Origin of the sequence: Streptococcus sp. 27098_8_70 (genome assembly GCF_041432215.1) — a bacterium.
In the GTDB taxonomy this organism is placed as follows: domain Bacteria; phylum Bacillota; class Bacilli; order Lactobacillales; family Streptococcaceae; genus Streptococcus; species Streptococcus oralis_CP.
Map to the genome: position 1 here is coordinate 124,323 of NZ_JAPVZD010000001.1, position 21,444 is coordinate 145,766.

Annotated in this window: 19 protein-coding genes and 2 tRNA genes; 20 read left to right on the plus strand and 1 reads right to left on the minus strand. The window is 41.1% G+C overall.

Going from position 1 to position 21,444, the window contains the following annotated elements:
* Positions 1-75 precede the first annotated feature (75 nt).
* The 19 genes from parE (at position 76) to O3655_RS00690 (ending at position 19,517) form a co-directional block, all read left to right on the plus strand.
* Positions 76-2,019, plus strand: a complete 1,944-nt coding sequence (gene parE, locus O3655_RS00600) for a DNA topoisomerase IV subunit B (RefSeq protein ID WP_308696968.1) — start codon at positions 76-78, stop codon at positions 2,017-2,019.
* Positions 2,019-2,810 (plus strand): hypothetical protein, encoded by a 792-nt coding sequence (locus tag O3655_RS00605; RefSeq protein WP_000251830.1) that lies wholly within the window; start codon positions 2,019-2,021, stop codon positions 2,808-2,810. Before parE ends, O3655_RS00605 begins: the two co-directional genes overlap by 1 nt.
* Before the next feature lie 87 nt (positions 2,811-2,897).
* The gene (locus O3655_RS00610; protein WP_371641090.1) at positions 2,898-3,746 is read left to right on the plus strand and encodes an aminoglycoside 6-adenylyltransferase; all 849 of its coding nucleotides are present in this window, start codon (positions 2,898-2,900) and stop codon (positions 3,744-3,746) included.
* 211 nt (positions 3,747-3,957) lie between these two features.
* Positions 3,958-6,438 carry a DNA topoisomerase IV subunit A gene (gene parC / locus O3655_RS00615; protein ID WP_371641091.1) on the plus strand — a complete coding sequence of 827 codons (2,481 nt, stop codon included), beginning with the start codon at positions 3,958-3,960 and terminating at the stop codon, positions 6,436-6,438.
* Positions 6,439-6,554: 116 nt separating this feature from the next.
* A complete protein-coding gene (locus tag O3655_RS00620; RefSeq protein WP_371641219.1) occupies positions 6,555-7,592 on the plus strand; it encodes a branched-chain amino acid aminotransferase in 1,038 nt (345 codons plus the stop codon).
* A 112-nt stretch (positions 7,593-7,704) separates the two neighbouring features.
* Positions 7,705-7,935: a DUF2969 domain-containing protein gene (locus O3655_RS00625; RefSeq protein WP_049484231.1), complete on the plus strand. Its 231-nt coding sequence runs from the start codon at positions 7,705-7,707 to the stop codon at positions 7,933-7,935.
* 49 nt (positions 7,936-7,984) lie between these two features.
* A tRNA-Tyr gene (locus O3655_RS00630) sits at positions 7,985-8,065 on the plus strand.
* Positions 8,066-8,073: 8 nt separating this feature from the next.
* Positions 8,074-8,145 (plus strand) — tRNA-Gln (locus O3655_RS00635).
* Between the two features lie 162 nt (positions 8,146-8,307).
* Positions 8,308-9,510 carry a 30S ribosomal protein S1 gene (gene rpsA / locus O3655_RS00640; RefSeq protein WP_049479376.1) on the plus strand — a complete coding sequence of 401 codons (1,203 nt, stop codon included), beginning with the start codon at positions 8,308-8,310 and terminating at the stop codon, positions 9,508-9,510.
* An 82-nt stretch (positions 9,511-9,592) separates the two neighbouring features.
* On the plus strand, positions 9,593-10,090 hold the full coding sequence (locus O3655_RS00645; RefSeq protein ID WP_049479375.1) for a GAF domain-containing protein: 498 nt from the start codon (positions 9,593-9,595) through the stop codon (positions 10,088-10,090).
* Positions 10,090-11,748 carry a DNA polymerase III subunit gamma/tau gene (dnaX, locus tag O3655_RS00650; RefSeq protein WP_049518818.1) on the plus strand — a complete coding sequence of 553 codons (1,659 nt, stop codon included), beginning with the start codon at positions 10,090-10,092 and terminating at the stop codon, positions 11,746-11,748. The genes O3655_RS00645 and dnaX overlap by 1 nt, the downstream gene beginning before the upstream one ends.
* Before the next feature lie 27 nt (positions 11,749-11,775).
* Positions 11,776-11,970, plus strand: coding sequence for a DUF3272 family protein (locus O3655_RS00655; protein ID WP_000198269.1), 195 nt, complete (start codon positions 11,776-11,778; stop codon positions 11,968-11,970).
* A 152-nt stretch (positions 11,971-12,122) separates the two neighbouring features.
* On the plus strand, positions 12,123-12,893 hold the full coding sequence (sufC, locus tag O3655_RS00660; protein ID WP_000114489.1) for a Fe-S cluster assembly ATPase SufC: 771 nt from the start codon (positions 12,123-12,125) through the stop codon (positions 12,891-12,893).
* A 27-nt stretch (positions 12,894-12,920) separates the two neighbouring features.
* Positions 12,921-14,183 carry a Fe-S cluster assembly protein SufD gene (gene sufD, locus O3655_RS00665; RefSeq protein ID WP_049518817.1) on the plus strand — a complete coding sequence of 421 codons (1,263 nt, stop codon included), beginning with the start codon at positions 12,921-12,923 and terminating at the stop codon, positions 14,181-14,183.
* Positions 14,184-14,193: 10 nt separating this feature from the next.
* Positions 14,194-15,420, plus strand: coding sequence for a cysteine desulfurase (locus tag O3655_RS00670; RefSeq protein ID WP_371641092.1), 1,227 nt, complete (start codon positions 14,194-14,196; stop codon positions 15,418-15,420).
* Positions 15,407-15,847 (plus strand): Fe-S cluster assembly sulfur transfer protein SufU, encoded by a 441-nt coding sequence (gene sufU / locus O3655_RS00675; protein ID WP_001218473.1) that lies wholly within the window; start codon positions 15,407-15,409, stop codon positions 15,845-15,847. The genes O3655_RS00670 and sufU overlap by 14 nt, the downstream gene beginning before the upstream one ends.
* Positions 15,848-15,904: 57 nt before the next feature.
* Positions 15,905-17,317 (plus strand): Fe-S cluster assembly protein SufB, encoded by a 1,413-nt coding sequence (sufB, locus tag O3655_RS00680; RefSeq protein ID WP_049478151.1) that lies wholly within the window; start codon positions 15,905-15,907, stop codon positions 17,315-17,317.
* 20 nt (positions 17,318-17,337) lie between these two features.
* Positions 17,338-17,907, plus strand: coding sequence for a hypothetical protein (locus tag O3655_RS00685; RefSeq protein ID WP_049518814.1), 570 nt, complete (start codon positions 17,338-17,340; stop codon positions 17,905-17,907).
* A 212-nt stretch (positions 17,908-18,119) separates the two neighbouring features.
* The gene (locus tag O3655_RS00690) at positions 18,120-19,517 is read left to right on the plus strand and encodes an amino acid permease (RefSeq protein ID WP_308696971.1); all 1,398 of its coding nucleotides are present in this window, start codon (positions 18,120-18,122) and stop codon (positions 19,515-19,517) included.
* A gap of 22 nt (positions 19,518-19,539) precedes the next feature.
* Here the strand turns inward: O3655_RS00690 and O3655_RS00695 are convergent, their stop codons facing one another.
* Complete coding sequence (locus O3655_RS00695) at positions 19,540-20,388, minus strand: YitT family protein (protein WP_000619787.1); 849 nt, start codon at positions 20,386-20,388, stop codon at positions 19,540-19,542.
* Positions 20,389-20,529: 141 nt separating this feature from the next.
* Between O3655_RS00695 and O3655_RS00700 the strand changes: the two genes are divergently transcribed.
* A complete protein-coding gene (locus O3655_RS00700) occupies positions 20,530-21,366 on the plus strand; it encodes a DegV family protein (RefSeq protein WP_000195457.1) in 837 nt (278 codons plus the stop codon).
* Positions 21,367-21,444: the final 78 nt, after the last annotated feature.

The following is a 21,444-nucleotide window of genomic DNA, read 5'->3' on the forward strand; positions in this document are numbered from 1 at the left end:
GCTGAAAGGGAAAAGCTTTGCAAAATCGCTAGAAAACCTGTAAAATAGAAAAGATGAACAAATAGGAGGTTCCTTGTGTCAAAAAAGGAAATCAATATTAATAACTACAATGATGACGCCATTCAGGTGCTAGAAGGGTTGGATGCGGTCCGTAAACGTCCAGGGATGTACATTGGATCGACCGACGGAGCAGGTCTCCATCATTTGGTCTGGGAAATAGTGGACAATGCAGTCGATGAAGCCTTGTCTGGATTTGGTGATCGCATTGATGTGACCATCAATAAAGACGGGAGTTTAACGGTTCAAGACCACGGACGTGGGATGCCAACGGGAATGCACGCCATGGGAATTCCAACTGTTGAAGTTATCTTTACCATTCTCCACGCTGGAGGGAAATTCGGTCAAGGTGGCTATAAGACATCTGGAGGTCTTCACGGAGTCGGTTCTTCGGTTGTTAATGCCCTCTCAAGTTGGTTGGAAGTTGAAATCACCCGTGACGGTACAGTCTACAAGCAACGTTTTGAAAATGGTGGAAAACCCGTCACAACCTTGAAAAAATTTGGTACAGCACCCAAGTCTAAGACAGGTACCAAGGTTACCTTCATGCCAGATGCCAGTATCTTTTCTACGACTGACTTCAAGTACAATACCATCTCAGAACGACTCAATGAGTCAGCCTTTCTCTTAAAAAATGTTACCTTGTCTTTGACAGATAAGCGAACAGATGAAGCAATCGAATTCCATTATGAGAACGGGGTACAAGACTTTGTTTCTTACCTCAATGAAGACAAGGAAACCTTGACACCAGTCCTATACTTTGAAGGTGAAGACAATGGTTTCCAAGTGGAAGTTGCCCTCCAGTACAATGATGGATTCTCAGATAACATTCTATCCTTTGTCAATAACGTTCGTACGAAAGATGGTGGAACGCACGAGACAGGACTCAAGTCAGCCATTACCAAGGTTATGAATGACTACGCGCGTAAGACAGGACTTCTCAAGGAAAAAGATAAAAATCTTGAAGGTTCAGATTATCGTGAGGGACTAGCAGCCGTTCTATCAATTCTGGTTCCTGAAGAACACCTCCAGTTTGAGGGTCAGACCAAGGATAAACTAGGGAGTCCTCTGGCTCGTCCAGTTGTGGATGGGATTGTGACTGAAAAACTAACTTTCTTCCTTATGGAAAATGGTGAATTGGCTTCCAATCTCATCCGCAAGGCTATCAAGGCTCGTGACGCTCGTGAGGCGGCTCGCAAAGCGCGTGATGAGAGCCGAAATGGTAAGAAAAACAAGAAAGACAAGGGCTTGTTGTCTGGAAAATTGACTCCAGCCCAGTCTAAAAACCCTGCAAAGAATGAACTCTACCTAGTCGAGGGGGACTCTGCCGGTGGTTCTGCCAAGCAAGGTCGTGACCGTAAATTCCAAGCTATCTTGCCTCTTCGTGGCAAGGTTATCAATACAGCCAAGGCTAAGATGGCGGATATCCTCAAAAATGAAGAAATCAATACCATGATTTATACCATCGGTGCTGGTGTTGGAGCAGATTTCTCACTTGAAGATGCCAACTATGACAAGATTATTATCATGACCGATGCCGACACCGACGGTGCCCATATCCAAACTCTTCTTTTAACATTCTTCTACCGTTATATGCGTCCGCTAGTTGAGGCAGGCCATGTCTATATCGCCCTTCCTCCACTTTACAAGATGTCCAAAGGCAAAGGCAAGAAAGAAGAAGTGGCCTATGCTTGGACGGATGGTGAGTTAGAAGAACTTCGCAAGCAGTTCGGTAAAGGCGCTACGCTCCAACGCTATAAAGGTCTTGGTGAGATGAATGCAGACCAACTCTGGGAAACAACCATGAACCCAGAAACGCGTACCCTCATCCGTGTCACGATTGAAGACCTAGCACGCGCTGAACGTCGCGTCAATGTCCTTATGGGAGATAAGGTCGAACCACGCCGTAAATGGATTGAGGATAATGTCAAGTTTACCTTGGAGGAGAGTACTGTTTTCTGATGGTTAGAAAAAATTATTTTGAAATCTTAGATGGTATGAATTTTAACCCGAGCACGGAATTTGATAATCTCTATATTTTGTTATCGAATAGATTGTTAGAGGAACTAAATCATAAATTTCTTAATTATCAAAATCGCAGAACTTTTATAGATTTTGATGAGTTCTTAAAGTTTTGCTTATCTCAAGCGGATAATGAATTAGAAAAACTTTTTATTTTTGCTGAGCTTTTAAATGATATGTTGTCGATTATAAACCCGAATCATCCCTTATTAAGGGATGATGTGTATGCTGTTAGAGAAAATATCAACAGAGTTCTAGATTTATCGAATAATGAGTTTCTTACTTTAGAAAGTGGTCGTCAAATCATCGTTGAAAAGAATGTTTATGCCTCAGAAGTTTCTCAGATTGTATCTGAAACGAGTATTCAAGATGCGATAAAGGTTTTAGAATATAATCATTTTGCAAATAAAGGAGATGTTCAGCGTAAGAAAGAAATACTTATTGCTTTAGCGAACTACCTTGAACCGTTTAGGAGAGAATTAAATAATTCTGAAGAATTAAAAGATATTTTGAAAGTTAACAATCAAAAGGTTATCGCGTTTGAAAAACTTTTTGAAATGTATAATAATTTTGGTTTAAGGCACAATAATTCAAATCAATATCATCTTGATTTGGCTGATGATGAACTGGAACAATGGTACGATGACATCTATACTTCGACTTTATTTGTTATTTTAAGCATGGATGAATCTAGAATTTTGTCGAAATTAAAAACTTTGAGAGAAGGATAGCTAAATCTGTTATAATTGATTAACTAATTTAACTTGAGAAATAGTACGCTAATAGACAGCAATATCAAATAAAGAACAGGTGTTAACATGAGAACTGAAACAGAAATGATGAATCTGATTTTACAAATAGCTGAAAGTTTAAAAGTCGATGCTGTTGCTTTATCGGGTTCTAGAACAAATGATCATGCTCCGAAAGATGAATTTCAAGACTATGATGTTGTTTATCTTGTTGATAATCTTGAAAACCTAATTTCAGACTTGTCTTGGCTGGATCAGTTTGGCACTCTTATCATTGAGCAGCATAATGTCCTAGGCAACCGTCGACTTTATCTGATGCTATTTGAAGATGGAAATCGGATTGATTTGACCCTCTGTTCTACGGAGTATATTCAAGAGTGGGTGGATAGTGAATCTGATTATACAGTTTTGAAAGATGAGAAAGGCTTGTTTGTGCCCTATTCTCCAAATCCTCAACGTTACTGGACAAGCCCAGCTAGTGCAATAGAGTTTGACAAAGCCTGCAATGAATTTTGGTGGGTGTCAGCCTACGTAGTCAAGGGAATCTGTCGCAAGCAAGCCATCTATGCCACGGATCATCTCTACGGAATTTGTCAACAAGAACTCTTGAAGGTCTTGGCTTGGCAGGTAGCAAGTGATAGGGGCACGGTTGATGTTGGTAAGAACTACAAGTATCTCTTTAGCTACTTGCCTGCTGAGAAAGAGAAGGAATTCTCAAATCTACTTGATTTTTCAAGTAGTGACAAAATCACTCAATCTTTGTTTGCTACGATGGACCTTTTCCACCGAGAGGCTCAGTCCCTTGCTCAAAAAATGGGATTTAACTACGATAAAGAAGTAGCTGAGAAGATGATTCAGTATGCTGAGGAGAGACTTTCAAATCACCAACTAAATAAAGTATATAATTTAAAAGATTAAATTACAGAAAAGATAGTTTAGTTATATATAGAAACTGAACACGGGACTAATTTCTATAAATTATCCCTTATTCTATAGAAACCACTCTATATTCTTTGAAAGGAGTTGAACATGCCCTAAATACTGTGTGAAAAAGAAAAATTCTCTTGCGAGCATCGCTCACTGGAAGAATTTCCTGTTTTCACTTTGCATTTTACGGGCTTAGTATCCTATGTCTAATATTCAAAATATGTCCCTGGAGGACATCATGGGAGAGCGCTTTGGTCGCTACTCCAAGTACATTATTCAAGACCGAGCTTTGCCAGACATTCGGGATGGATTGAAGCCGGTTCAGCGTCGTATTCTTTATTCTATGAATAAGGATGGCAATACTTTTGACAAGAGCTACCGCAAGTCTGCTAAGTCTGTCGGTAACATCATGGGGAATTTCCACCCACACGGGGATTCTTCTATCTATGATGCCATGGTTCGTATGTCTCAGGATTGGAAAAACCGTGAGATTTTGGTCGAAATGCACGGTAACAACGGTTCTATGGACGGAGATCCGCCTGCGGCTATGCGTTATACTGAGGCGCGCTTGTCTGAGATTGCTGGTTATCTTCTTCAAGATATCGAAAAGAAGACAGTTCCCTTTGCTTGGAACTTTGACGATACCGAGAAAGAACCGACGGTTTTGCCAGCAGCATTTCCAAACCTCTTGGTCAATGGTTCGACTGGGATTTCGGCTGGATATGCCACAGATATTCCACCTCATAATTTAGCTGAGGTTATTGATGCGACTGTTTACATGATTGACCACCCAACAGCCAAGGTGGACAAACTCATGGAATTCTTGCCTGGGCCAGACTTCCCTACAGGAGCTATCATCCAAGGGCGTGACGAAATAAAGAAGGCTTATGAAACTGGGAAAGGGCGCGTGGTTGTTCGTTCTAAGACGGAGATTGAAAAGCTAAAAGGTGGTAAGGAACAAATCGTTATTATTGAGATTCCTTATGAAATTAATAAGGCTAATCTCGTCAAGAAAATCGATGATGTTCGTGTCAATAACAAGGTGGCTGGTATTGCTGAGGTTCGTGATGAGTCTGACCGTGACGGTCTTCGTATCGCTATTGAACTAAAGAAAGACGCGAATACCGAGCTCGTACTCAACTATCTCTTCAAATATACTGACTTGCAAATCAACTACAACTTTAACATGGTGGCGATTGACAATTTCACACCTCGTCAGGTTGGGATTGTCCCAATCCTGTCTGGCTATATCGCCCACCGTCGTGAAGTGATTCTGGCGCGTTCCCGCTTTGACAAGGAAAAGGCTGAGAAACGTCTGCATATCGTTGAAGGTTTGATTCGCGTGATTTCGATTTTGGACGAAGTCATTGCCCTTATCCGTGCTTCTGAGAACAAGGCTGACGCTAAGGAAAACCTCAAGGTCAGTTATGATTTTACAGAAGAGCAGGCTGAAGCCATCGTGACCTTACAACTTTACCGTTTGACCAATACAGACGTTGTTGTCTTGCAGGAAGAAGAAGCAGAACTTCGTGAAAAGATTGCCATGCTTGCGGCTATCATCGGTGATGAACGGACCATGTACAATCTCATGAAGAAAGAACTCCGTGAGGTTAAGAAGAAATTTGCGACACCACGTTTGAGTACTTTGGAAGATACTGCGAAAGCAATCGAGATTGACACAGCTAGTTTGATTGCTGAAGAAGATACTTACGTCAGCGTAACCAAGGCAGGCTATATCAAGCGTACTAGCCCACGTTCCTTTGCGGCATCCACTCTGGAAGAAATTGGCAAGCGTGATGATGATCGTCTGATCTTTGTACAAACTGCCAAGACAACCCAGCACCTCTTGATGTTCACAACTCTTGGGAATGTCATTTATCGACCAATCCATGAATTGGCAGATATTCGTTGGAAGGATATCGGAGAGCACCTGAGCCAAACGATTACAAACTTTGAAACCAACGAAGAAATCATTTATGCAGAAGTAGTGGATCAGTTTGATGATGCAACTACCTACTTTGCAGCAACTCGCCTTGGTCAAATCAAACGCGTAGAACGCAAAGAATTCTCTCCATGGCGGACCTACAAGTCTAAGTCTGTTAAGTATGCTAAGCTCAAAGACAAGACAGACCAGATTGTAGCAGTAGCACCAATCAAACTGGATGATGTACTCTTGATTAGCCAAAATGGTTATGCCCTTCGTTTTAATATCGAAGAGGTTCCGGTTGTTGGTGCCAAGGCTGCAGGTGTCAAGGCTATGAACCTGAAAGCAGATGATGCGCTTCAGGCTGCCTTTATCTGTAACACCTCATCCTTCTATCTCTTGACACAGCGTGGAAGCTTGAAACGCGTTTCCATTGAGGAAATTCCAGCGACCAGCCGTGCCAAACGAGGCCTACAAGTCTTGCGTGAGTTGAAAAACAAACCGCATCGTGTCTTCTTGGCAGGAGCAGTTGCAGAGCAAGGTTTCGTTGGTGATCTCTTTAGTACAGAAGTAGAAGAAAACGACCAAACGTTACTTGTTCAATCTAACAAGGGAACAATCTATGAAAGCCGATTGCAGGACCTCAACTTGTCAGAACGTACTAGCAATGGAAGCTTTATTTCAGACACGATTTCAGATGAAGAAGTTTTCGATGCTTACCTCAAAGAAGTCTTTAAAGAGGATAAAGCGAGTTCGTAAAAAGAATCAGTCCAGAGGGCTGATTTCTTTTGTGTTGAAAAAATTTTCAGAAAATTACAAATAATACTTGAAATTTTACTAGAAAAGTGTAGAATAGAACACATAGTTTGAATAGTATAAAGGAGAAAAACATGACAGTTGCAATTGATTGGGAAAACCTTGGATTTGCTTATATGAAATTACCTTACCGTTATATCGCTCACTACAAAAATGGTCAATGGGATCAAGGAGAATTGACAGAGGATGCAACCTTGCATATTTCAGAGTCTTCTCCAAGTCTCCACTATGGACAGCAAGCATTTGAGGGATTGAAAGCCTATCGTACCAAGGACGGCAGTGTTCAATTGTTCCGTCCTGACGAAAATGCTAAGCGTTTGCAACGTACTTGTGACCGTCTTTTGATGCCACAAGTTCCGACAGAAATGTTTGTAGAAGCTTGTAAAGCAGTTGTGCGTGCAAATGAAGAATACGTCCCACCATATGGAACAGGTGGAACCCTTTATCTTCGTCCGCTGTTGATTGGTGTTGGGGATATTATTGGGGTAAAACCAGCAGAAGAATATATTTTTACCATCTTTGCTATGCCAGTAGGTAACTATTTTAAAGGTGGTTTAGTCCCAACTAACTTCTTGATTCAGGATGAATACGACCGTGCAGCTCCGAATGGTACAGGTGCGGCCAAGGTAGGTGGAAACTATGCTGCTAGTCTCCTCCCAGGTAAAATGGCCAAGTCACGCCAATTTTCAGATGTTATCTACTTAGACCCATCTACACATACAAATATTGAAGAAGTCGGATCAGCCAACTTCTTTGGAATCACGGCAGACAATGAATTTGTTACGCCATTGAGTCCATCCATCTTGCCATCTATTACCAAGTATTCTTTGCTTTATTTGGCAGAACACCGCTTGGGCTTGACTCCGATTGAAGGCGATGTCCCAATTGATAATTTGGATCGTTTTGTAGAGGCAGGAGCTTGTGGTACAGCAGCGGTTATTTCTCCAATTGGAGGCATCCAACATGGCGATGATTTCCATGTTTTCTATAGTGAAACAGAAGTAGGTCCTGTGACACGTAAACTTTATGATGAATTGACTGGTATCCAATTTGGTGATGTGGAAGCACCAGAGGGATGGATTGTCAAAGTGGACTAAAAGACACGAAGCAAAGAGAAACTCCATAGCAGTTGTAATAGCTGAAATGGAGTTTTTTCTTGCTAGTTTGAGCATTTTCTTGTACAATAGAAAAAGTGAAAAGAGGTAAAGTATGAGTAAAAAAGATAAGAAAATTGAAATCCAATTAACCGATGCAAAAGTGACTGTTGGAAAAGACAGCTATGAAGGATACATTTTGACAATTGGGAAAAAGGTTATTGGGGAAATTGCCGAATTAGATAACCAATTTGCCATCATAAAGAATGGAAATGTCGATAGTTTTTATAAAAAACTTGAAAAAGCTGTGGAAATTTTGATTGAAAACTATAATTTGACAAAATAATACTTGTTTTATTGAAAATTTCATGATATAATAGTTCTCGTTAAACATTGGAGAGATAGCGAAGAGGCTAAACGCGGCGGACTGTAAATCCGCTCCTTCGGGTTCGGGGGTTCGAATCCCTCTCTCTCCATTCATCAATGGGGTATAGCCAAGCGGTAAGGCAAGGGACTTTGACTCCCTCATGCGTTGGTTCGAATCCAGCTACCCCAGTTCTTAGGTAATAAATTCAAGATAAAAAGAAAAATATCTTAGGGTATTTTATTTTTATAATTGAAAGACGTGAACGATATGAACATGTCTTTGCGGGTGCTTAGGAAAAAAATTATAAGTATGTCAAGTTTGGAAAAACTTGATTGTTGGAGGATTTTTTAGATGAACGAATTTGAAGATTTGCTAAATAGCGTTAGCCAAGTTGAGCCTGGTGATGTTGTTAGTGCTGAAGTATTGACAGTTGATGCGACTCAAGCTAACGTTGCAATCTCTGGGACTGGTGTTGAAGGTGTCTTGACTCTTCGCGAATTGACAAACGATCGCGATGCAGATATCAATGACTTTGTGAAAGTAGGAGAAGTATTGGATGTTCTTGTACTTCGTCAAGTAGTTGGTAAAGATACTGATACAGTTACATACCTTGTATCTAAAAAACGCCTTGAAGCTCGCAAAGCATGGGACAAACTTGTAGGACGCGAAGAAGAAGTTGTTACTGTTAAAGGAACTCGTGCCGTTAAAGGTGGACTTGCAGTAGAATTTGAAGGTGTTCGTGGATTTATCCCAGCTTCAATGTTGGATACTCGTTTCGTACGTAACACTGAGCGTTTCGTAGGCCAAGAATTTGATGCTAAAATCAAAGAAGTTGATCCTAAAGAAAACCGTTTCATCCTTTCACGTCGTGAAGTTGTTGAAGCAGCTACTGCAGCAGCTCGTGCTGAAGTATTCGGTAAATTGGCTGTTGGTGATGTCGTAACTGGTAAAGTTGCTCGTATCACTAGCTTTGGTGCTTTCATCGACCTTGGTGGAGTTGATGGATTGGTTCACTTGACTGAATTGTCACACGAACGTAACGTATCACCTAAATCAGTTGTAACTGTTGGTGAAGAAATCGAAGTGAAGATCCTTGATCTTAACGAAGAAGAAGGACGCGTATCACTTTCACTTAAAGCAACAACACCTGGACCATGGGATGGCGTTGAGCAAAAATTGGCTAAAGGTGATGTAGTAGAAGGAACAGTTAAACGTTTGACTGACTTCGGTGCATTTGTTGAAGTATTGCCAGGTATCGATGGACTTGTTCATGTATCACAAATTTCACACAAACGTATCGAAAATCCAAAAGAAGCTCTTACTGTTGGTCAAGAAGTTACTGTTAAAGTACTTGATGTTAACGCTGACGCAGAACGCGTATCTCTTTCTATCAAAGCTCTTGAAGAACGTCCAGCTCAAGAAGAAGGACAAAAAGAAGAAAAACGTGCTGCTCGTCCACGTCGTCCAAAACGTCAAGAAAAACGTGATTTCGAACTTCCAGAAACACAAACAGGATTCTCAATGGCTGATTTGTTCGGTGATATCGAACTTTAATCAAATTGATAATCACAAAATCCTTTGTTTAAAACAAGGGATTTTTCTTTTGTCTCTTTCTCATTTTTGATATAATAGTTCTATGTTAGATTCAGAAAAACAATCACAATATCAATTTTTAAATGAGGAACTCTCTTATTTACTTGAAGGTGAGAGCAATGTTCTTGCCAATCTTTCGAATGCTAGTGCCCTCCTAAAATCTCGCTTTCCGAATACTGTATTTGCAGGATTTTATCTGTTTGATGGTAGCGAGTTGGTTTTAGGGCCTTTTCAGGGTGGTGTTTCTTGTATTCGCATTCCGCTTGGGAAAGGCGTGTGTGGAGAAGCTGCTGAGTTTCAAGAGACTGTTTTGGTTGGCGATGTGAGCACCTATCCAAACTACATTTCTTGTGATAGTATGGCCAAGAGTGAAATCGTGGTTCCCATGCTCAAGAATGGTCGATTGCTGGGTGTCTTAGACCTAGATTCTTCACTTATTGATGATTACAATGCCGTTGACCGTGATTACTTGGAACAATTTGTCGCTATTTTGCTTGAGAAGACAGAATGGGACTTTACGATGTTTGAGGAGAAAGCCTAATGTATCAAGCACTTTATCGAAAATATAGAAGCCAGACTTTTTCACAACTGGTAGGCCAAGAGGTTGTGGCTAAAACCCTAAAACAAGCGGTCGAGCAGGAAAAGATTAGTCATGCTTATCTTTTCTCAGGACCTCGTGGAACTGGGAAGACCAGTGTAGCCAAGATTTTTGCCAAGGCTATGAACTGTCCGAACCAAGTGGACGGAGAACCATGTAATAACTGCTATATCTGTCAGGCTGTGACAGAAGGTAGCTTAGAAGATGTTATCGAAATGGATGCAGCTTCGAATAACGGAGTTGATGAAATCCGAGAAATTCGTGATAAATCCACCTATGCACCTAGTTTGGCACGTTATAAGGTCTATATCATAGACGAGGTTCATATGCTATCTACAGGAGCTTTTAATGCGCTTTTAAAGACGCTAGAAGAACCAACTCAAAATGTTGTCTTTATCTTGGCGACCACTGAATTGCACAAGATTCCAGCAACTATTTTATCGCGTGTCCAACGTTTTGAGTTTAAGTCGATTCGAACGCAAGATATCACGGCACATATTCATCATATTTTAGAAAAAGAAAATATCAGTTCTGAACCAGATGCTGTAGAAATTATTGCCAGACGAGCTGAAGGTGGAATGCGGGATGCCTTGTCTATTCTGGACCAAGCCTTGAGTTTGACTCAAGGGAATGCTTTAACTACAGCTATCTCTGAGGAGATTACAGGCACCATTAGTCTATCAGCGCTTGATGACTATGTAGCCGCCTTGTCTCAGCAGGATGTTTCAAAAGCTCTTGATTCTTTGAATCTTTTGTTTGAAAATGGCAAGAGCATGACTCGTTTTGTGACGGATCTTTTACAGTACTTGCGTGATCTACTAGTTGTTCAGACAGGTGGCGAAAATACTCATCATAGTCCAGTTTTTATGGACAATCTAGCTCTTTCTCAGGAAAGTCTCTTTGAAATGATTCGAATAGCGACTGTGAGCTTGGCGGATATGAAAGCAAGCCTACAACCTAAGATTTATGCTGAGATGATGACTATTCGTTTAGCGGAGATTAAGCCTGAACCAGTGCTTTCAGGAGCTGTCGAAAGTGAAATTTCTGCACTGAGACAGGAAGTCGCTCGTCTCAAGCAAGAACTTGCTAATGTTGGAACAGTTCCTAAACAAGTGACGCCAGTCCCTAGCCGTCCAACCACTTCCAAGACTGTCTATCGAGTAGACCGTAATAAAGTTCAGGCTATCCTACAAGAAGCTGTTGAAAATCCTGAATTGGCACGGCAAAACTTGATTCGCCTCCAGAATGCATGGGGAGAAGTGATTGAAAGCTTAGCAGGTCCTGATAAGGCTCTGCTTGTTGGTTCTCAACCAGTTGCGGCCAACGAACACCATGCTATTTTAGCTTTTGAATCTAATTTCAATGCTGGACAAACTATGAAACGGGATAACCTCAATACCATGTTTGGCAATATTCTTAGCCAAGCGGCTGGATTTTCACCTGAAATCCTGGCAATTTCCCTTGAGGAATGGAAAGAGGTTCGTGCAGCATTTTCATCTAAAAACAAGTCTTCTCAAGCAGATCAAGAGGTAGAAGAAGATAGCCTGATTCCAGAGGGATTTGAATTTCTGGCTGATAAAGTCATGGTCGAAGAAGACTAAAAGTGGATTTCATGGTACAATAATCCTATGACTAGACAACAATTTATCGTGATAGCACTATTTACTGCTGCTGAGACTTATTTTTTCAATGAAGCTTGGATGACGGGTCGCTATTTCATGGCAGCCTTTTGGGCCATTCTTCTTTTTCGAAATTTTAGGTTAAGTTATGTAATGGGGAAAATAGTAGACGCTATTGATCAGCACCTAAACCGCAAGGATTAGTCACTAGCTTCTAAACAAAATCAAAGCCTTTTAGGCTTTTTTTTGTTATACTAGTAGAGTATATTTATGGACCTTTTCTTGTATTTTTTAGAGAAATGTAAGTGATTTCTTTAAGGATAAAGGAAGTAGGCCAGAAAAAGAAAGGAACTATCATGTCAGTATTAGAGATCAAAGATCTTCACGTTGAGATTGAAGGAAAAGAAATTTTGAAGGGGGTCAATCTGACTCTGAAAACAGGAGAAATCGCAGCTATCATGGGACCAAATGGTACTGGTAAATCGACTCTTTCTGCCGCTATCATGGGGAACCCTAACTATGAAGTTACCAAAGGTGAGGTCTTGTTTGATGGCGTAAATATTCTTGAGTTGGAAGTGGACGAGCGTGCGCGTATGGGACTTTTCCTGGCTATGCAATACCCATCTGAAATTCCAGGAATTACCAACGCTGAATTTCTTCGTGCAGCTATGAATGCTGGTAAAGAAGATGATGAAAAGATTTCAGTTCGTGAGTTTATCACTAAACTAGACGAGAAAATGGAATTGCTCAACATGAAAGAAGAAATGGCTGAGCGTTACCTCAACGAAGGTTTCTCTGGTGGTGAGAAAAAACGTAATGAAATTCTTCAACTCTTGATGTTGGAACCAACTTTTGCCCTTTTGGATGAGATTGACTCAGGTCTTGATATTGACGCTCTTAAAGTTGTATCGAAAGGTGTCAATGCTATGCGTGGCGAGGGATTTGGTGCTATGATTATCACTCACTACCAACGTCTTTTGAACTACATCACGCCAGACGTGGTACACGTGATGATGGAAGGTCGTGTGGTCCTTTCTGGTGGTCCAGAATTGGCTGCCCGTTTGGAACGTGAAGGATACGCAAAACTGGCTGAAGAACTTGGCTACGACTACAAGGAAGAATTGTAATTCCCTCGTATCTTTTAGGAGAAGTAAATGACTAAAGAGAATATTAAACTTTTTTCAGAAATGCACGCTGAACCAAGCTGGTTGGCTGACCTCCGTCAAAAAGCTTTTGATAAGATTGAGAGTTTGGAATTACCAGTTATTGAGCGTGTCAAATTTCACCGTTGGAATCTGGGAGATGGAACCATCACAGAAAGTGAACCTTCAGCAAATGTTCCAGACTTCACAGCTCTAGATAATCACTTGAAGTTGGTGCAAGTAGGAACGCAAACTGTTTTTGAACAAACTCCAGTTGCGTTAGCTGAACAAGGAGTAGTCTTTACAGACTTCCACTCAGCTTTAGAAGAAATTCCAGAACTTATTGAGGAATTCTTTATGTCATCAGTTAAGTATGATGACGATAAGTTGGCAGCCTACCATACAGCTTACTTTAACAGTGGTGCTGTTCTCTACATTCCTGATAATGTTGAGATTACAGAACCAATTGAAGGTATTTTCTACCAAGACAGCGATAGCGATGTCCCATTTAACAAGCATATCCTTATCATTGCTGGTAAAAACTCTAAAATAAGCTATCTTGAACGTCTAGAGTCACGTGGTGAGGGGAGTGCCAAGGCAACTGCCAATATCACAGTTGAAGTGATTGCTCGTTCTGGTGCGCAAGTGAAATTTGCTGCTATTGACCGTTTAGGTGAAAATGTCACTGCCTACATTAGCCGTCGTGGTAAACTAGGCAACGATGCAAGCATTGACTGGGCGATTGGTGTCATGAATGAAGGAAATGTCGTTGCGGACTTTGATAGCGACTTGATTGGAAATGGTAGCCATGCTGACCTTAAAGTCGTAGCTCTTTCAAGTGGCCGTCAGGTTCAAGGGATTGATACTCGAGTGACTAACTACGGTTGCAACTCAATCGGAAATATCCTCCAACATGGGGTTATCCTTGAAAAAGCGACCTTGACTTTCAATGGTATTGGCCACATTATCAAGGGTGCCAAGGGAGCAGATGCGCAACAAGAAAGCCGTGTTCTCATGCTTTCAGACCAAGCACGTTCAGATGCCAACCCAATTCTTTTGATTGATGAAAATGACGTAACTGCAGGTCACGCGGCTTCTATCGGTCAGGTGGATCCAGAAGATATGTACTACCTCATGAGCCGTGGCTTGGATAAGGCGACTGCTGAGCGTTTGGTTGTTCGCGGTTTCCTTGGCTCCGTAATTGTTGAGATTCCAGTCAAGGAAGTTCGTGAAGAAATGATTGCAACCATCGAAGAAAAATTGTCAAAACGCTAAGGGGAAGCCTATGTTAGATGTAGAAGCGATTCGCAAGGATTTTCCAATTTTAGACCAGATTGTCAACGATGAACCTCTGGTCTATCTGGACAATGCTGCGACGACACAAAAACCACTAGCAGTTCTTGAAACAATCAACCGCTATTATGAGCAGGAAAATGCCAATGTTCACCGTGGTGTTCATACTTTGGCTGAGCGAGCAACAGCTTCTTATGAAGCTGCTCGTGAAACCATACGTAAGTTTATCAATGCTGGTTCTACAAAGGAAGTTCTCTTTACTAGAGGAACGACAACCAGTCTTAACTGGGTAGCACGTTATGCTGAAGAAATCTTGACTGAGGGCGACCAGGTCTTGATTTCCGTCATGGAACACCATTCCAATATCATTCCTTGGCAGGAGGCCTGCCGCAAGACTGGAGCGGAGCTTGTTTATGTCTATCTAAAGGATGGAGCCTTGGACATGGAGGATTTGCGAGCTAAATTGACTGATAAGGTCAAATTTGTTTCGCTAGCTCACGCCTCAAATGTTCTTGGTGTGGTCAATCCCATCAAGGAAATCACTCAAATGGCTCACCAAGTTGGAGCTATCATGGTGGTGGATGGCGCTCAGTCTACGCCTCATATGAAGATTGATGTACAGGGCTTGGATGTGGACTTCTTTGCCTTTTCGGGTCACAAGATGGCTGGTCCAACTGGTATTGGTGTCCTTTATGGTAAAGAAAAGTATCTGGAACAAATGTCACCTCTTGAATTTGGTGGCGAGATGATTGATTTCGTCTATGAGCAATCTGCTAGTTGGAAGGAATTGCCTTGGAAATTTGAGGCTGGGACTCCCAATATGGCAGGCGCTATCGGACTTGCAGCTGCAGTGGATTACCTAGAAAATCTTGGTATGGATGCCATTGAATCTCATGAACAGGAATTGATTGCATACGTCTTTCCAAAATTGCAGGAAATTGAAGGGTTAACCATTTATGGTTCGCAAGACCTGGCTCAACGTTCAGGTGTCATTGCCTTTAACCTAGGGGATCTTCATCCCCACGATCTTGCGACGGCTCTGGATTATGAAGGAGTGGCTGTTCGTGCTGGTCACCATTGCGCCCAACCTTTGCTTCAGCATTTGGAAGTCCCAGCAACAGCTCGTGCAAGTTTTTATATCTACAATACCAAGGCAGATTGTGACAAGCTAGTCGATGCCCTACAAAAGACAAAGGAGTTTTTCAATGGCACTTTCTAAACTAGATAGCCTTTATATGGCAGTGGTGGCAGACCATTCGAAAAATCCACATCACCAAGGGAAGCTGGAAGATGCTGAACAAATCAGTCTCAATAATCCAACCTGTGGCGATGTCATCAACCTCTCTGTCAAGTTTGATGCAGAGGACCGTTTGGAAGATATTGCTTTTCTAAATTCAGGATGCACGATTTCAACTGCTTCTGCTAGTATGATGACAGATGCAGTTTTAGGCAAGACCAAACAAGAAATTCTAGAACTTGCGACCATTTTTTCTGAAATGGTTCAAGGTCAAAAGGATGACCGCCAAGACCAACTTGGCGATGCAGCTTTCTTATCAGGTGTTGCCAAATTCCCACAACGGATTAAGTGTGCAACTCTAGCTTGGAATGCACTTAAGAAAACAATTGAAGATCAAGAAAAACAGTAAGACAAGTTTCTTTTGTCTTATGAATCAGTAGAAATGAAGAATGAAAGAAAGGATATTATGGCTGAAGAAAGAGTAGAACCAAAACCAATTGACCTTGGTGAATATAAATTTGGTTTCCATGACGATGTAGAGCCTGTCCTATCGACAGGAAAAGGATTGAACGAAGAAGTCATTCGCGAATTATCAGCTGCTAAGGGAGAACCTGAGTGGATGTTAGAATTCCGTTTGAAGTCTTATGAAACCTTCAAAAAAATGCCTATGCAAACCTGGGGAGCAGACTTGTCAGAGATTGACTTTGATGACTTGATCTACTACCAAAAACCATCTGACAAACCAGCCCGTTCTTGGGATGATGTACCTGAAAAGATTAAAGAAACCTTTGAACGTATCGGAATTCCAGAAGCTGAGCGTGCTTATCTAGCAGGGGCCTCTGCCCAGTACGAGTCAGAAGTGGTATACCACAACATGAAGGAAGAGTTTGAGAAGTTAGGAATTATCTTTACAGATACGGATTCTGCCCTCAAGGAATACCCAGACTTGTTTAAACAATACTTTGCTAAGTTGGTACCGCCGACTGATAACAAGTTGGCAGCCCTCAACTCTGCAGTATGGTCGGGTGGAACCTTTATCTACGTGCCAAAAGGTGTCAAGGTAGATATTCCACTTCAAACCTACTTCCGTATCAACAACGAAAATACAGGTCAGTTCGAACGTACCTTGATTATCGTTGATGAAGGAGCAAGCGTCCATTACGTAGAAGGATGTACAGCACCAACTTATTCTAGCAACAGCTTGCACGCTGCCATTGTAGAAATTTTCGCTTTGGACGGAGCTTATATGCGTTATACAACCATCCAAAACTGGTCTGATAATGTCTATAACTTGGTAACAAAACGTGCCAAAGCTTTGAAAGATGCGACTGTTGAGTGGATTGATGGTAACTTGGGTGCCAAAACAACAATGAAATACCCATCTGTTTATCTAGATGGGGAAGGGGCCCGTGGTACCATGCTTTCGATCGCCTTTGCTAATGCTGGTCAACACCAAGACACGGGGGCTAAGATGATCCACAACGCCCCACATACAAGCTCGTCTATCGTGTCTAAATCCATCGCTAAAGGCGGAGGAAAGGTGGACTACCGTGGACAAGTAACCTTTAACAAGAACTCTAAGAAATCTGTTTCTCATATCGAGTGTGATACCATTATCATGGATGACTTGTCAGCATCAGATACCATTCCGTTTAATGAAATTCACAACTCGCAAGTTGCTTTGGAACACGAAGCCAAGGTATCTAAGATTTCAGAGGAACAACTCTACTACCTTATGAGCCGTGGTTTATCAGAATCTGAGGCAACCGAGATGATTGTCATGGGATTTGTCGAGCCCTTCACAAAAGAACTTCCAATGGAATACGCAGTTGAGCTGAACCGCTTGATTAGCTATGAAATGGAAGGATCTGTCGGATAAAACCCAAAAGGGGGAAGCAAATGGGATTCTTAAAAAAATTATTTGGCAATGTCGAAAAAGCAAATAAAGGTGAAATTCCTGCCGAGGAAATTATTCCACCTTTTACAGTTGATTTAGTAGAAGAAGCAGATGATTATTGGCGACAAATGGAACAAAACTTCTTGATAAACGCTGTAAAAGCTGCTGGTGGTCCTGAGGCGGTAGAACGTGCTTTTGTTCTTACTAATTTCAAAGAAAATCAAGAAACCTTTGAGCTCTTTTATCAGGTAAATGGTCAACTTCTTTCATGGAGAGAGATGGATGAGACTGTTATTGATAAAATCAGCAATCAACTCCTTCCACAAGCACCAGGTGTGGCACGTGCAGTAAATGAGAATTATGAAGAGGCAAATGTACCAGTAATCCAGTACGCTATGCTTCAGTTTGAAACTGCAACCATGGCTTGGTTTGGTCGGAAGCTGACAACAGCTTCTCCAGAAGCACAACTGACTTTTGAAGAATTGGTATCTGGTTGGCGCGCTATTTTGGAACAAGAAGTTCCAAATCGTCCTTTAGATAGTGACCGTCCCTTCCCTTACTTTGAAGTTTAAAAAATCCCAAATCCCCAAAAACTTTCAATGGAGTATACTGTTGAGCTTAATCGCTTGATGAGTAACTAATTGAAAGAATTACTGGGTAAAAATGCAAATTCTGAACAGGAATCCTTTCTGTTCAGAATTTTTTTAAAAAAGAACCTAATAAATATTCACAAAACTGCTTTTATATGGTAAAATAAAACAATTACATTTAGTGGAGATGAAGAATGAATATTTTTAGAACCAAGGATATTAGTCTGAGACAGACAGAGATGCATCGCCATTTGAAATTGTGGGATTTGATTCTTTTAGGAATTGGTGCTATGGTGGGGACGGGGATTTTCACCATTACAGGAACAGCAGCGGCTACCTTAGCTGGTCCATCACTAGTGATTTCCATTGTGATTTCTGCCCTGTGTGTTTCTCTTTCAGCTCTCTTTTTCGCAGAATTTGCCTCTCGTGTGCCTGCAACTGGTGGTGCTTATAGTTACCTCTATGCGATTCTAGGAGAATTGCCAGCCTGGATTGCCGGTTGGTTGACCATCATGGAATTCATGACAGCTGTTTCAGGTGTAGCGTCTGGCTGGGCTGCTTACTTTAAGGGATTGCTCAGTAATTATGGTATCTCCATGCCGCAAGCCTTGAATGGAACCTTTAACCCTGAACAAGGTACCTATATCGATCTTCTGCCTATTTTAGTACTAACATTGGTAACGGGATTGGTTTTATTAAATTCCAAGGCAGCTTTGAGATTTAATTCGCTTTTAGTGGTCTTGAAATTCTCAGCTCTTGCCTTATTTATCCTAGTTGGTATTTGGTACATCAAGCCAGAAAATTGGGCGAATTTTGCTCCATTTGGCTTTGGTCAACTATATGGTGGAAGTACTGGGATTATGGCTGGTGCATCTTTGATGTTCTTTGGTTTTCTCGGATTTGAGTCTATTTCCATGGCAGTTGATGAAATTCAAAGTCCTCAAAAAAATATTCCTCGCGGAATCGTACTTTCTCTGACAATCGTCACCATTCTCTATGCTTTGGTAACCTTAGTATTGACAGGGATTGTTCACTACAGTAAGCTCAATGTGGACGATGCAGTAGCATTTTCATTACGGAGTATTGGTATCGGCTGGGCAGCAAATTATGTTTCGCTTGTAGCCATTCTAACCCTGATAACCGTATGTATCTCCATGACTTACGCTTTGTCTCGGATGATTTATAGCTTAGCACGTGATGGACTTTTACCTCAAAGTTTCAAACAATTAAGCAAGACTAGTCGCGTTCCTAAAAATGCAACCCTCTTAACAGGAGTTGCTTCAGCCATTGCTGCAGGAGTATTTCCTCTAGCCAGTATTGCAGCCTTCTTAAATATCTGTACGCTAGCTTATCTGATTTTGCTAGCCTACGGAATAATAAAACTCAGAAAGGATAAGGGTATGCCAAAAGAGGGAGAGTTTAAAACACCCTTGGTGCCACTTTTGCCAATTCTTTCCATTCTTATCTGTGTTTCCTTTATGCTTCAATATAGTCTAGATACCTGGATTGCCTTTGGCATCGCTCTTCTAGTTGGTCTAGTTATTTACTTTACTTACGGGTTCCGCCATTCAACCCTCGCAGAAGAAGAATAAAAGCTGGGAATTCCCAGCTTTTTTAATCTTTCACATAAGTAAATCCTTCACCCAGAATTTCATGAGCCTCAGTGATGGTGATAAAGGCTTGAGGATCAATTTTGTGAATCATATCTTTCATTTTAACGATTTCGTTTCGACCGACGATACAGTAGATAATTTTTAAATCCTTTTTGCTGTAGTAGCCTTGACCAGATATAAAGGTAACTCCACGTCCGAGTTCATCGTTAATCTCTTTGGCCAATTGATCAGGATATTGGGTAATAATCATAAATCCTTTACCAGCATAACCTCCTTCGCCTATCAAGTCGATAACACGAGCGATGATAAAGTCAAACAAGAGGGTATAGGTAACTAGACGAAGATCTTGGAAGATAATCAAAATCAACATTAGGATAAAAAAGTCAATCCCAAAAAGCAATTTCCCAATCGAAATATTGGTGTATTTGTTGAGGATACGGGCAACGATATCAGAGCCACCAGTGGTTCCACCAGCATTAAAGATAATTCCTAAACCAACCCCTAGTAAGACTCCTGAGACTAAAGCGACAATGATGAGATCCCCTTGCAAGTCGATGTGCAAAGGAATGCGCTCAAAGATTGCTAGCCAAACGGAAAGTGAAATAGATCCTAAAAGACTGGAGTAGAGGGTCTTAGGTCCAAATATCTTCCAAGCCAGGATAAATAAAGGGATATTGATTAAGAGGTTCATCAATGAGACAGGAATCTTAAAAAGATAGTAGGTAATCAAGGTAATACCTGTCGCCCCTCCCTCAAATAAATGATAAGGAACAACAAAGTAGGTAAGACCGAAGGCATAGATAGCAGCTCCCAAAATAATGGTAATAATCGGTTGAAGTTTTCGAATCATAGCTGTTCCTCACTTTTCTATAGATAGATTATACCAAAAATTCAGTTCTTTTCATCGGATCACTTATGATTTTTTATCATTTTTTTGATATAATAAAGGAGAAAATCCCAATCCTATCGAGAAGAATAGAAAGATTGAATTATGACACAAGTAAAAATTGTAACGGACTCTTCTGTTACTATCGAACCAGAAGTAGTTAAAGAATTAAATATCACCGTTGTTCCTCTATCAGTTATGATTGATAGTGTGCTTTATTCGGATGCAGATTTGAAAGAGGGAGAATTCCTTCATCTTATGCAACAAAGTAAGAATCTGCCTAAAACAAGCCAGCCCCCTGTAGGAGTGTTTGCTGAGGTCTTTGAAGAACTAGGTAAAGATGGCAGTCAAATTATCGCCATTCACATGTCCCATGCCTTGTCTGGAACTGTGGAAGCTGCTCGCCAAGGGGCAAGTCTCTCAACTGCTGATGTAACAGTTATTGATAGTTCCTTTACAGATCAAGCGATGAAGTTCCAAGTTGTTGAAGCCGCAAAACTTGCTAAAGAAGGTAAAGATTTAGAAACGATCTTAGCTCATGTAGAGGACGTCAAAAATCATACAGAACTCTATATCGGTGTTTCGACGCTAGAAAACTTAGTTAAGGGTGGTCGTATTGGACGTGTGACAGGATTACTAAGCTCACTCTTGAATATTCGTGTAGTAATGCAGATGAAAAACCACGAACTCCAACCAATCGCCAAAGGACGTGGAGCGAAAACGTTCAAAAAGTGGCTTGAGGAATTAACCAATACTCTTTCCCAAAAATCAGTTGCAGAAATTGGAATTTCCTATGCTGGAACGAACGAATGGGCGAATGAGATGAGGGCATTATTGCAACCTTATGTTGAGAAGCCAATCTCTGTATTGGAAACTGGCTCTATTATTCAAACTCATACTGGAGAGAATGCTTGGGCGATTCTAATTCGCTACAATTCCTAAAAAAATAGAGAAAAAATGGTCAAAATAGTGTTTTTGACTTGACCTATAGCCGATTTTAGGATATGATTATATTTGTTA